The 11,560-nt window shown below is 74.3% G+C and carries 13 protein-coding genes; 3 read left to right on the forward strand and 10 right to left on the reverse strand.

Going from position 1 to position 11,560, the window contains the following annotated elements; translation table 11 throughout:
- Positions 1–14 precede the first annotated feature (14 nt).
- Together PSU4_RS10970 and PSU4_RS10975 are read right to left on the reverse strand one after the other, a co-directional pair.
- Positions 15–695, reverse strand: coding sequence for a Trp biosynthesis-associated membrane protein (locus tag PSU4_RS10970; protein WP_186816875.1), 681 nt, complete (start codon positions 693–695; stop codon positions 15–17).
- Positions 692–2,257 (reverse strand): anthranilate synthase component I, encoded by a 1,566-nt coding sequence (locus PSU4_RS10975; protein ID WP_147105963.1) that lies wholly within the window; start codon positions 2,255–2,257, stop codon positions 692–694. Before PSU4_RS10975 ends, PSU4_RS10970 begins: the two co-directional genes overlap by 4 nt.
- A gap of 116 nt (positions 2,258–2,373) precedes the next feature.
- Here PSU4_RS10975 and PSU4_RS10980 point away from each other — a divergent pair, with 116 nt between their 5' ends.
- Both PSU4_RS10980 and PSU4_RS10985 read left to right on the forward strand, forming a co-directional pair.
- Positions 2,374–2,985: a TetR/AcrR family transcriptional regulator gene (locus PSU4_RS10980; protein WP_147105967.1), complete on the forward strand. Its 612-nt coding sequence runs from the start codon at positions 2,374–2,376 to the stop codon at positions 2,983–2,985.
- Positions 2,986–3,165: 180 nt separating this feature from the next.
- Positions 3,166–4,044 (forward strand): oxygenase MpaB family protein, encoded by an 879-nt coding sequence (locus PSU4_RS10985; RefSeq protein WP_147105970.1) that lies wholly within the window; start codon positions 3,166–3,168, stop codon positions 4,042–4,044.
- On the opposite strand, the gene hisI is transcribed toward PSU4_RS10985, so the two are convergent.
- Genes hisI through PSU4_RS11015 form a run of 6 tightly spaced genes read right to left on the reverse strand, consistent with a single transcriptional unit; the run spans position 4,031 to position 8,983 of the window.
- Positions 4,031–4,381: a phosphoribosyl-AMP cyclohydrolase gene (gene hisI / locus PSU4_RS10990; RefSeq protein WP_147106142.1), complete on the reverse strand. Its 351-nt coding sequence runs from the start codon at positions 4,379–4,381 to the stop codon at positions 4,031–4,033. The genes PSU4_RS10985 and hisI overlap by 14 nt on opposite strands.
- Before the next feature lie 8 nt (positions 4,382–4,389).
- On the reverse strand, positions 4,390–5,160 hold the full coding sequence (hisF, locus tag PSU4_RS10995; RefSeq protein WP_147105973.1) for an imidazole glycerol phosphate synthase subunit HisF: 771 nt from the start codon (positions 5,158–5,160) through the stop codon (positions 4,390–4,392).
- Positions 5,160–5,927: a bifunctional 1-(5-phosphoribosyl)-5-((5-phosphoribosylamino)methylideneamino)imidazole-4-carboxamide isomerase/phosphoribosylanthranilate isomerase PriA gene (gene priA / locus PSU4_RS11000; RefSeq protein ID WP_147105976.1), complete on the reverse strand. Its 768-nt coding sequence runs from the start codon at positions 5,925–5,927 to the stop codon at positions 5,160–5,162. Before priA ends, hisF begins: the two co-directional genes overlap by 1 nt.
- A 23-nt stretch (positions 5,928–5,950) precedes the next feature.
- Positions 5,951–7,000, reverse strand: coding sequence for a uroporphyrinogen decarboxylase family protein (locus PSU4_RS11005; RefSeq protein WP_147105978.1), 1,050 nt, complete (start codon positions 6,998–7,000; stop codon positions 5,951–5,953).
- The gene (locus tag PSU4_RS11010) at positions 6,997–8,166 is read right to left on the reverse strand and encodes a CaiB/BaiF CoA transferase family protein (protein WP_147105981.1); all 1,170 of its coding nucleotides are present in this window, start codon (positions 8,164–8,166) and stop codon (positions 6,997–6,999) included. Before PSU4_RS11010 ends, PSU4_RS11005 begins: the two co-directional genes overlap by 4 nt.
- Positions 8,167–8,182: 16 nt before the next feature.
- Positions 8,183–8,983 (reverse strand): IclR family transcriptional regulator domain-containing protein, encoded by an 801-nt coding sequence (locus PSU4_RS11015; protein ID WP_147105985.1) that lies wholly within the window; start codon positions 8,981–8,983, stop codon positions 8,183–8,185.
- A gap of 162 nt (positions 8,984–9,145) precedes the next feature.
- Here PSU4_RS11015 and PSU4_RS11020 point away from each other — a divergent pair, with 162 nt between their 5' ends.
- Positions 9,146–10,573: an amidohydrolase family protein gene (locus PSU4_RS11020; RefSeq protein ID WP_147105988.1), complete on the forward strand. Its 1,428-nt coding sequence runs from the start codon at positions 9,146–9,148 to the stop codon at positions 10,571–10,573.
- Between the two features lie 2 nt (positions 10,574–10,575).
- Here the strand turns inward: PSU4_RS11020 and PSU4_RS11025 are convergent, their stop codons facing one another.
- Complete coding sequence (locus PSU4_RS11025) at positions 10,576–10,872, reverse strand: hypothetical protein (RefSeq protein WP_147105992.1); 297 nt, start codon at positions 10,870–10,872, stop codon at positions 10,576–10,578.
- Positions 10,869–11,507: an imidazole glycerol phosphate synthase subunit HisH gene (gene hisH / locus PSU4_RS11030; protein ID WP_147105995.1), complete on the reverse strand. Its 639-nt coding sequence runs from the start codon at positions 11,505–11,507 to the stop codon at positions 10,869–10,871. The genes PSU4_RS11025 and hisH overlap by 4 nt, the downstream gene beginning before the upstream one ends.
- Positions 11,508–11,560: the final 53 nt, after the last annotated feature.

An 11,560-nucleotide genomic window follows, 5' to 3' on the forward strand; every position in this document is an offset into this window, starting at 1 on the left:
GCGTTGGATCCATGCTAGACAGCGCCCTCACCGCCCCCGCGACCAGGCCTGTCGTCGATCTCTTCCGGCCCGGTTCCGGGGGCGGTTCCGGGGGTGGGGCCGACCGTCGGGTCACGGCCGGCGTCGAGGTCCTCCCAGGCCGTGCGGTCGGGATCGGTCTGCCGGGGGCGGCGCTGCGCCGTCGGTGCGTCGTAGCGGGCGCCCAGGCGCGGCATCCCGTTCTCCCGCAACGCGAGCAGCACCCCGGCGGCACCGACGAGCACCGCGCCCGCGAGCGTCAGCACCGGCGCGGCCGCGCCCGACACCTCGCCCACGGCGCCGGGGGTGACGGTGAGCCCGGCCAGCTGCGCGAGTCGGGCCGGTGCGGGCGGGGACACGAGCGTCGCGACGACGGCCCAGACCGTCGCGACCGCGACGAGCGCGAGCAACCCGCCCAGCACCCGGCGGGCCGCCCCCGACACCGCGACGGTGGCGGCGATGCCCGCGACCGCGAGCAGCGCCAGCGCCGTGGGCACCGGCTGGACCTGGGTTCCCGTGGCGGTCGCCAGTGCGTCGCCGCGCACCGTGGGCACGGTGACGGAGAACCAGGTGGGGCGGGCACCACCCCACGTCGCGAGGGCACCGACGGCCAGGGCGGCGCACACGACCAGCAGCCGCCGCCGTCCCGCCCGCGCGGGTGCCGCCGCGACCGTCACCCCTGCTCCCCCACGGGCTGCGGGGGGCTCAGGGTGGCCGCCGTGGCCACCGCCGACAGCACGGCGCGCGCCTTGTTGAGGCACTCCGTGTCCTCCGCGACCGGGTCGGAGTCGGCGACGATCCCGCCACCGGCCTGCACGTAGGCGACGCCGTCGCGGACCAGCGCGGTGCGGATCGCGATGGCGGTGTCGGCGTCGCCCGCGAAGTCGAGGTAGCCGACGATGCCGCCGTAGAGGCCGCGCCGCGTCGGCTCCAGCTTCTCGATGATCTGCATGGCCCGGACCTTCGGGGCCCCCGACAGCGTGCCCGCCGGGAAGCAGGCGACGACGGCGTCGAAGGCGTTGCGGTCCGCCCGCAGGGTGCCGGTCACCGTCGACACCAGGTGCATGACGTGGCTGTAGCGCTCGACGGAGAAGAAGTTGTGCACCTTGACCGTGCCGGCCTCGCACACCCGGCCCAGGTCGTTGCGCCCCAGGTCGACGAGCATGACGTGCTCGGCGCGCTCCTTCTCGTCGGACCGCAGGTCCTTCTCGAGCAGGACGTCCTCCTCCTCGGTGGCGCCGCGCCAGCGGGTGCCCGCGATCGGGTGCGTGGTCGCACGGCCGTCGCGAACCGTCACCAGCGCCTCGGGGCTCGACCCGACGATCGCGAACGGCGTGCCGCCCGAGGCGTCCTCCAGGTGGAGCAGGTACATGTACGGGCTGGGGTTGGTGGCCCGCAGCACCCGGTAGACGTCGAGCGGGTCGGACGCGCAGTCCATCTCGAACCGCTGCGACACGACGATCTGGAACGCCTCACCCGCCCGGATCTGCTCCTTGGCGACCTCGACGGCCGCGCAGTGGTCCTCCTGGCTGCGGCGGCGCAGGAACGTCGGCTCCGCGGGCGCGTACACCCCGACCGTCGACGGTGCGGCCACGGCCAGCTCGGCCGTCATCCGGTCGAGGCGGGCGACGGCGTCGTCGTAGGCGGCGTCGACCCGCTCGTCGGAGCCGTCCCAGTTGATCGCGTTGGCGATCAGCGTGATCGTGCCCTCGTGGTGGTCGACCGCGGCGAGGTCGGTGGCCAGCAGCATGACCAGCTCGGGCAGGGCCAGGTCGTCGACGGTCGTCGGGTCGTCGCCGATGCGCTCCATGCGGCGCACGACGTCGTAGCCCATGTACCCGACCATCCCGCCGGTCAGCGGGGGCAGCCCGGGCAGCGGCTCGCTGTGCAGCTCCTCGACGACGGTGCGCAGCGCGGCGAGCGGGTCGCCCTCGGTGGGCAGGCCGGCGGGGACCTCACCGGTCCAGTGCAGCCGACCGTCGACCGCGGTGAGCGCGGCGGCGCTGCGGGCACCGACGAACGACCACCGCGACCACGACCTGCCGTTCTCGGCCGACTCCAGCAGGAACGTGCCGGTCCGGGACCCGGCGAGCTTGCGGTAGACCCCGACGGGCGTCTCGTCGTCGGCGAGCAGCCTGCGGGCCACCGGGATGACCCGGTGCCCCGTCGCGAGCTCGCGGAACTCCTCGCGGGTCGGGGTGACCGCGCCCAGTGGCGGTGCGGCGGTGGCGGTCGGCATCCGGCCATTCTCGCAGGCCGCCGACGACCGGCCGACGGCCCCGCGCCGCGGGTGTGATCCGTGCCCGGATCGTCCGCCGCCCCCCGGTCGGAGCGGGCGTCGGGGAGGATGTCGGCGTGGCCGACGCGATCCCAGGACCTGCCGCCCGCCGGAGGGGACGTCGCCGGGCGGGCGAGGACACCCGTGAGCCGCTGCTGGCCGCTGCCCGCGCGGAGTTCGCCGCACGCGGCTTCGAAGGCGCCACGGTCCGGCGCATCGCCGAGCGCGCCGGCGTCGACGCCGCGATGGTCAACCACTGGTTCGGCGGCAAGGAGCAGCTGTTCGTCGCGGCGCTGGACTTCCCCGTCGACATCTCGACGATCCTCGACCGCGTCCTGCCCGGGGACCGCGACGAGCTGGGCGCCCGGATCGTCCGCACGTTCCTGACCGTGTGGGACACAACGGGTGGCGCCCCGCTGGGCACCCTGATCCGCAGTGTCGCCTCGCACGAGAGCGCCGCAAGGCTGATGCGCGAGTTCGTCGCCACCGCGCTGGCGCAGCGGATCGTGCGCCCGGTCGCGCCGGACCGCCACGAGATGCGGGCCGCCCTGTGCGGCACCCAGATCATCGGGCTCGGCATGATCCGCTACGTGCTGCGGCTGGAGCCGATCGCGTCGGCGACCCACGACGAGGTCGTCACGGCGGTCGCGCCGACGTTGCAGCGCTACCTCACCGGGCCGCTGGACTGACTGCGCAGGCGACGGGCCTGCGCGGGTCGACGAACCCCGACTCGATCCTTCCTGTGAGTGGCGATGGTCGCCATGGCGACCATCGCCACTCACGACCGCGGTCGGCGCCGCGGCCGCCGGGTCGTCGGCGTCACTCGCCGCCGGCGCGCGCCCGGTCGGCGCCGTGCGCATCATGGAGTGATGGGACTGGAGGGGCTGCGGGCGCGGATCGCGGCCGGGCTGTTCGAGAAGGTCGCGGGCGCGGAGGGGGCCGGGCGCCGGGAGCGCATCCACGCCACCCCGGGCCCCCGCTGGTTCGGCGAGGACCGGCCGATCCGCGCCGTCCACGGAGACGCCGCGATGTTCGTCGGCGGGCTGCGGGCGTTGCTGCTGCAGTCGCTGCACCCGCTCGCCATGGCCGGGGTCGCCGGGCACTCCGGGTTCCGCGGCGACCCGTGGGGGCGGTTGGCGCGCACCAGCTACTTCCTGGCGTCGACGACGTTCGGCCCCGCCGAGCTCGCCGAGGAGACGATCGCGCGCATCCGCGGGGTGCACGAGCGCGTCCGCGGCACCGGGCCCGACGGACGGCCCTACGCCGCCTCGGACCCGCACCTTCTGGAGTGGGTGCACATCGCGGAGATCGACAGCTTCCTGCGCTCCTACCAGGCCTACGGCTCCGGCCGGCTCGACGCCGCCGGGCGCGACGGCTACGTCGCCGACGCGGCGGTCGTCGCCCGCGCGCTCGGGGTGCTCGACCCGCCGCAGACCGAGGCGGCGCTCGCCGAACGGATCGAGGCCTTCCGCCCAGAGCTCGACGGCTCGCCCGCGGCCCGCGACACCGCGCGCTTCCTGCTGCGCGAGCCGCCGCTGCCCGGCGTGGCCCGGGTGCCGTACGCGCTGCTCGGCGCCGCGGCGGTGGGGCTGCTGCCGACGTGGGCGCGTGGCCCGCTCGCGCTGCCGGACCGCCCACGGCTGGACCGCACCGTCGTCACGCTCGGGGGCCGCGCGGTGACGTCGGGGATCCGGTGGGCGATGGCGTCGGGGCCGCCGGCACCGACCTCGGCGCCTACCGCGAGCTGAGCAGCACGTCGGTGTCGAAACAGGTCCGGGTGCCGGTGTGGCACGCCGGGCCCTCCTGGTCGACGACGACGAGCACCGCGTCGCCGTCGCAGTCCAGGCGCACCTCGTGCACGTGCTGCACGTGCCCGGACGTGTCGCCCTTGACCCAGTACTCCTCGCGCGAACGCGACCAGTACGTGCCGCGGCCCGTGGTGAGGGTGCGGTGCAGGGCCTCGTCGTCCATCCACGCGACCATCAGCACCTCGCCGGTGCCGTGCGCCTGCACGACCGCGCACACCAGCCCGTCGGCGTTGCGCTTGAGCCGCCCCGCGACGGCCGGGTCGAGCGCGGAGTTCAGGACCCGGGTCATCGGACCTCCACCGCCCCGGCCCGCAGGCCGTCCTTGACCTCGGAGATGCGCAGCGTCCCGAAGTGGAAGACGCTCGCGGCCAGCACCGCGTCGGCGCCCGCACGCACGGCCGGCAGGAAGTCGTCGACCTTGCCGGCACCGCCGGAGGCGATCACCGGGACGTCGACGACCTTGCGGACCTGGGAGATCATCTCGATGTCGAACCCGGCGCGGGTGCCGTCGGCGTCCATGGAGTTGAGCAGGATCTCCCCGACGCCCAGCTCCTGGCCCCGCGCCGCCCACTCGACGGCGTCGATGCCGGTGCCGCGGCGGCCGCCGTGCGTCGTCACCTCGTAGCCCGAGGCCGTGGGCGGGCCGTCCTGCACGCGGCGGGCGTCGACCGACAGCACGATGCACTGCGACCCGAACCGGCGCGCGCACTCGCCCAGCAGCTCGGGGCGGGCGATCGCGGCGGTGTTGATGCCGACCTTGTCCGCACCCGCGCGCAGCAGGATGTCGATGTCCTCGGGCGTGCGCACCCCCCCGCCGACGGTCAGCGGGATGAACACCTGCTCGGCGGTGCGGCGCACCACGTCGAGCATCGTGGCCCGCTCCCCCGACGACGCCGTGACGTCGAGGAACGTCAGCTCGTCGGCGCCCTCGGCGTCGTAGACCGCGGCCATCTCGACGGGGTCGCCCGCGTCGCGCAGCTCACGGAAGTTGACGCCCTTCACGACCCGGCCGGCGTCGACGTCCAGGCAGGGGATGACGCGGACGGCGACGCCCATCAGCCCGCCGCCCGGCCCTGGGCCGTCACCGCGGCGACGGCGGACAACGCCTCGGGCAGGGTGAACCGGCCGGCGTAGAGCGCCTTGCCGACGATGGAGCCCTCGATGTTCGCGCCGTCGGCCTCGGCCTGCGCGAGCGCGACGAGGTCGGACACCTCCGCGATGCCACCGGACGCGATCACGGGCGCCGGGGTGGCGGCGGCGACGTCGCGCAGCAGGTCGACGTTGGGGCCCTTCAGCGTGCCGTCCTTGCCGACGTCGGTGACGACGTAGCGGGCGCAGCCGTCGCCGTCGAGGCGGGCGAGAGCCTCCCAGAGGTCGCCGCCGTCGGTGGTCCAGCCGCGCGCCGCGAGCCGGTGCTGCCCGTCGGAGATCTTGACGTCGAGCCCGACGGCGATCCTGTCGCCGTGCTTCGCGATGGCCGCGGCGCACCACTGCGGGTTCTCGATCGCGGCGGTGCCGAGGTTGACCCGGGTGCAGCCGGTGGCCAGCGCGCGCTCCAGCGACGCGTCGTCGCGGATGCCGCCCGAGAGCTCGACCTTCACGTCGAGCCGGCCGACGACGCCCGCCAGCAGCTCCGCGTTGGAGCCGCGGCCGAACGCCGCGTCGAGGTCGACGAGATGGATCCACTCGGCGCCGTCGCGCTGCCACGCGAGCGCGGCCTCGAGCGGGTCGCCGTAGCCGGTCTCGGTCCCGGCCTCACCCTGGACGAGACGGACGGCCTGTCCGTCGGCGACGTCGACGGCGGGAAGCAACGTGAAACTCACGCGGCGAGCCTACCGAGCCGGTCTCAGCGCCCGTCGAGCTCCGCCCGCAACAGCGCCGCGCCCGCCGCGAGGGAGGCCATCTTGCCCTCGGCCGAGGCCCGCGGCATGTACTTCAACCCGCAGTCGGTGGAGAGCACGATCTTCTCCGGTGTGGTGTGCGCGAAGGCGCGGCGGCCGCGGTCGGCGACGGTCTGCGGCGTCTCGACGCCCGTGTCGGACAGGTCGATGACGCCGAGGATGATCGTCTTGTCGGCGAGGTCGGCGAGCACGCCCAGGTCGAGCCCGGACTGGGCCGTCTCGATGGAGATCTGGTCGGCCGTGCAGGCGGCGAGCTCGGGGAGGAACGAGTAGCCCTCGGGGCGTTCGTGGACGATCGCGGCGTAGCCGAAGCAGATGTGCACGGCCGTGGTGCCGGTGACGCCGTCGAGGGCGGCGTTGAGCGCGGCGATGCCGTACGCGCGGGCGGCGTCGGGGCGGGCCTGCATGTAGGGCTCGTCGATCTGGACGACGTCGGCGCCCGCGGCGAACAGGTCCTTGATCTCGGCGTTGACCGCAGCCGCGTAGCCCATGGCGGCGGCCTCGGCGTCGGGGTAGTGGTCGTTCTGCGCCTGCTGGCTCATGGTGAACGGGCCGGGCACGGTCATCTTGACGCTGCGGTCGGTGGCGGCGCGCAGGAACTCCATGTCGCGCTTCTCGATCGGCCGCGACCGGGTGATGGGCCCGACGATGCGGGGCACCGGGTTCGCGTGGCCCGTGCGGTCGATGGCGCTGCCCGGGTTGTCGACGTCGACGCCGGACAGTGCCGTCGCGAAGTGGTTGGAGTAGCTCTCGCGACGGATCTCGCCGTCGGTGACGATGTCGAGACCGGCACGCTCCTGGGCCCGGATCGCCAGCAGCGTCGCGTCGTCCTGGGCCTGGCCGAGCAGCTCGGGCGCGACCCGCCACAGTTCCTTGGCCCGGATGCGCGGGGGCAGCCTGCTGGAGAGCTTGTCGCGGTCGATCAGCCAGTCGGGTTGGGCGTAGCTGCCGACGAGCGACGTCGGCAGCAGCGGGAGCTTCTCTTCCGCGGTCACGGGTCCTCCTGCGAGGTCAACCACTCGCGGATCTCGGTGCCGTGCTCGTCGAGACGCGGTGGTGGGAGCGGGTAGTGGGCGGGGGTGGCGGAGAAGCGGATGGGGTGGCGGGTCGTCGGGACGGCCCGCTCGCCCGCGCCCGCGTCGACGACGGGGTCGAGGCCGAACTTCTCGGCCATCGCGAAGCCGGTGTCGATTGTACCGATCGGTCCGCACGGCACCCCGGCGTCGACGAGCAGGTCGAACCACTCCAGTGCGCTGCGGGTCGCGAGCCGCTCGACGAGCAGCGGGCGCAGCTCCTCACGGTTGACCGTGCGGTCGGCGTTGCGGGCGAAGCGCGGGTCGTCGGCGACCTCGGGGATGGCGAGCACCCCACACAGCTTGCGGAACTGGCCGTCGTTCGCGGCGGCGACGATGAGGTCGTCGGCGGCGGTGGGCAGCGGCTCGTAGGGGAAGACGCTGGGGTGGGCGTTGCCCATCCGGAACGGGACGACCCCGCCCGCGACCCACGCCGAGCTGTGGTTGACCAGCCCGGTCAGTGCCGACGACAGCAGGTTGACCTCGACGTGCTGACCCGTCCCCGTGGCCTCGACGTGACGCAGCGCGGCGAGGATGCCGATGACGGCATGGTTGCCGGCCATCACGTCGAACACCGAGATACCCGCGCGGTAGGGCGGGCCGTCGGCGTCGCCGGTGAGGCTCATCAGCCCCGACATGGCCTGGACCATGAGGTCGTAGCCGGGGACCTTCGCACCGGGCCCGGCGCCGAACCCGCTGATCGAGACGTACACCGAGCGCGGGTTCGCGGCCAGGACGGACTCGTGGTCGAGGCCGAAGCGGGCCATGCCGCCGGGCTTCAGGTTCTGGATGACGACGTCGGCGCGCCGCGCCAGCTCCCGGGCCACGCCCAGATCGTCCTCGTCGCGCAGGTCGAGCGCGACGGAGCGCTTCCCGCGGTTGACACCCAGGTAGTAGGTGGAGACGCCGTCGCGCACCGGCGGGGTCCAGGTGCGGGTCTCGTCGCCGTCGGGTCCCTCGACCTTGACGACGTCGGCGCCCATGTCGGCCAGCAGCATCGTGGCGTAGGGGCCGGCGAGGACCCGGGAGAAGTCGGCGACCAACAACCCGTCGAGCGGGCCGGGCGGCGGGGCCGCGGTGTCTGGCATCAGGCTCCCATCCAGCTCACGACGCAACCGTCACCCTGGGCACGGCGGCGAGGCGGGCGAAGTCGGCGCCGATGTCGCCCGCGGTCGCGAGCAGCAGCGGCAGGTGGTGTTCGAGCAGCACGTCCATCGACGTCTCCGCCGCGTGGGCGTTGACGTTGATCGCCGCGACGACCCGGCCGTCGCCGTCGCGCAGCGGTGCCGCGACCGAGCGGATCCCGGCGGCGAGCTGCTCGTCGGTGGCGGCCCAGCCCCGGGCGCGGACCTCGCGCAGCACCTCGTCGCGCTCGGCGGCGTCGAGCTGCCGGCGCGGGGTCAGCCCCGACCGGGTCGGCTCGGCCAGCACCCGTTCCGCCTCCCCCGCCGGCAGCGCCGCGAGCAACACCTTCCCCAGCGACGTCGCCACCGCGGGGAACCGCGTCCCGATGTGGACGACCAGCGACACGATCTTGGGCACCGCGACGCGGGCGACGTAGACGATGTCGGAGCCGTCGAGCTGCGCGACCGAGCACGACTCGTTCGTCCGCGCGACCAGCCGTTCCATGTGCGGGCGGGCGACATCCCACAGCCCGGACGAGTCGACGTAGGCGACACCGAGGTCGAGCACCCGCGGCGTCAGGGCGTAGCCGGGGCCGTCGGCGCGGGCATAGCCGAGCTCGATCAGCGTCAGCAGGATCCGGCGGACCGTCGGGCGGGCGAGGCCCGTCACGGCGGCGAGATCGGCGAGCGTCATCACCGGGCGGCCGGGCCCGAACGCCCGGATCACGTCGAGGCCGCGGGCGAGCGCCTCGATGAAGTCCGGTCCCGTTCCGCGCGGCATCCCCGCACAGTAACGGCTGACCGTCCGTCAGGCGGACCCCGCGCGGTGACCGGTGCCCGGTCGGAGCCTTGACAGTCCCGGCGACCTGCCACCAGGGTTCGAACTCCCGGGACGTCCGCGGAGCGGACGATCGTCCGGGACAGTCGAGGCGAAGGAGCAACGATGCCCGGTCCGCTCGTCCTGCGTGGCGGCACGGTTCTCCCCGTCGACGACGCCCACTCCGTGCTGCCCGACACCGACGTCCTGATCGTCGACGACCGGATCGCCGCCGTCGGCCCCGCGCTCGACGTCCCCGCCGGCACCCGGGAGATCGACGCGGCCGACGGCATCGTCATGCCCGGCATGATCGACACCCACCGGCACATGTGGCAGACCGCCATGCGCGGCTACGGCGCCGACTGGACGCTCTCGCAGTACTTCGTCTGGTACTACCTGGAGAACGGCCGCCACTTCCGGCCCGACGACATCCGCGCGGGCAACCGTCTCGCCGCCCTCGAGTCGATCGACGCCGGCGTCACCACGACCGTCGACTGGTCCCACGGCCTGCAGACCGTCGGGCACGCCGAGGCCGCCGTCGACGCCCTGCGCTCGGTGCCGGGCCGGTTCGTCCTCGCCTACGGCAACATTGCGCAGGCCCCGTGGGAGTGGGCCACGTCGAACGAGTTCCGCGCCTTCGCCACCTCGCTGCGCGACGCCGCCGACGACATGCTCGGCTTCCAGATGGCCTTCGACGTCACCGGCGACCCCGAGTTCCCCGAGCGCGCCGCCTACGAGGTGGCCCGCGAGCTCGACGTCCCCGTCACCACCCACGCCGGGGTCTGGGGCGCCACCAACGACGACGGCATCCGCCTCGCCCACGACGCCGGGTTCCTGAACGAGCGCAGCGTCTTCGTCCACGCCGCGACGCTGTCCGCCGACAGCTACCACCGCATCGCCGCCACCGGCGGCTCGGTCTCGGTGTCGACGGAGAGCGAGCAGAGCGCCGGCCAGGGCTACCCGCCCACGTGGGCGCTGCGCCGCCACGGCATCCCGGTGTCGCTGTCGATGGACACCAGCGTGTGGTGGAGCGGCGACCTCTTCTCCGCCATGCGCACGACGCTCGGTGCCGACCGCTCGCGTGAGCACCTCGAGGCGCACGGCCGCGGCGACACCGTCACGCACTGCGTGCTGCGGGCCGACCAGGTCGTCGAATGGGCGACCCGCGGCGGGGCCCGCGCGCTGGGCCGCGACGACCTCGGCCGGGTCGAGCCCGGCGCGAAGGCCGACGTCGTACTGATCAAGAACGACCGGTCACCGGTGTCGTTCCCACTGCTCAACCCACACGGCCACGTCGCGTTCCAGGCCCAGCGCGGGGACGTGCACACCGTGATCATCGACGGGAACGTCGTGAAGGACGCCCACGAACTCGTCGGCGTCGACCTGGCCGCGGCGCGGCGCGAGGTGGAGGCGACCGTCGAGCACCTGCGCTCGACGATCGGCGACGACGCCTGGCAGCAGGGCATGCACCCCGACGTGCCGCAGACGACGCTGCTCGACAACCCCTACACCTACACCGACTACGCGAGCAGCGCGACACACTCGCAGCGCTGAGGTCAGCCCCCGGGCGGCGGTGCGGGCTCCTCGCTGCGCGTCGCCGACCGGCCACGGGCGGCCGCCCAGCCGAGGCCGATCGCGAGCCCGACGACGATCAGCAGCACCCAGCCCCACCACGCGAGCCCGCCGAGGGCGGCGGCCAGCACACCCGCGATCGCGGCGCCGACCGCGGTGCCGGCGGTGCTCGCGGTGGAGGTGCGGCGGCGCGGCGTCGTCCGCTTCCGGGTCGTGGTGGTGCGCCGCCTCGTCGTCGGCTTCCGGGTGCTCGTCGCCGGCGTGCGCTTCTTCGTCGTCATCGGGCGACGACGTCGCGCAGCCAGTTCTCCAGCACCGTCGCGCCGGCGTCGCCCGACTTCTCGGGGTGGAACTGGGTCGCGGCGAGCGCCCCGTTCTCGACGGCCGCCACGAAGTCCTCCCCGTGGTTGGCCCACGTGATCAGCGGCGGCGCGAGCACATCGGAGTCCTCCAGCTCCCAGCGGCGCACGCCGAAGGAGTGGACGAAGTAGAACCGGGTGTCGGCGGGCATGCCGGCGAACAGCACGCTGCCCTCGGGGACGCGCACGGTGTTCCAGCCCATGTGCGGCAACACATCCGCCTTCAGCCGCTCGACCGTGCCAGGCCACTGGGCGCAGCCGTCGGTCTCCTCGTCCCACTCGACGCCGCGGTCGAACAGCACCTGCATGCCGACGCAGATGCCCAGCACCGGGCGCCCGCCGGCGAGGCGACGCTCGATGATCCGCGGGCCCCCGACCTCGCGCAGCCCCGCCATGCACGCGGCGTACGCGCCGACGCCCGGGACGACCAGCCCGTCGGCCTCCATGGCCAGGTCGGCGTCCGCGGTCACCGTGACCTCGGCGCCGACGCGGCGCAACGCACGCTCCGCGGAGCGCAGGTTGCCCGATCCGTAGTCCAGCACGACGATCCGCGACACGCGGCAAGGATAGACGGACCCGGCCGCGCCCCCGCACCCGCGCGCAACCTCAC

The sequence above is a fragment of the Pseudonocardia sulfidoxydans NBRC 16205 genome, assembly GCF_007989085.1.
GTDB lineage: Bacteria > Actinomycetota > Actinomycetes > Mycobacteriales > Pseudonocardiaceae > Pseudonocardia > Pseudonocardia sulfidoxydans.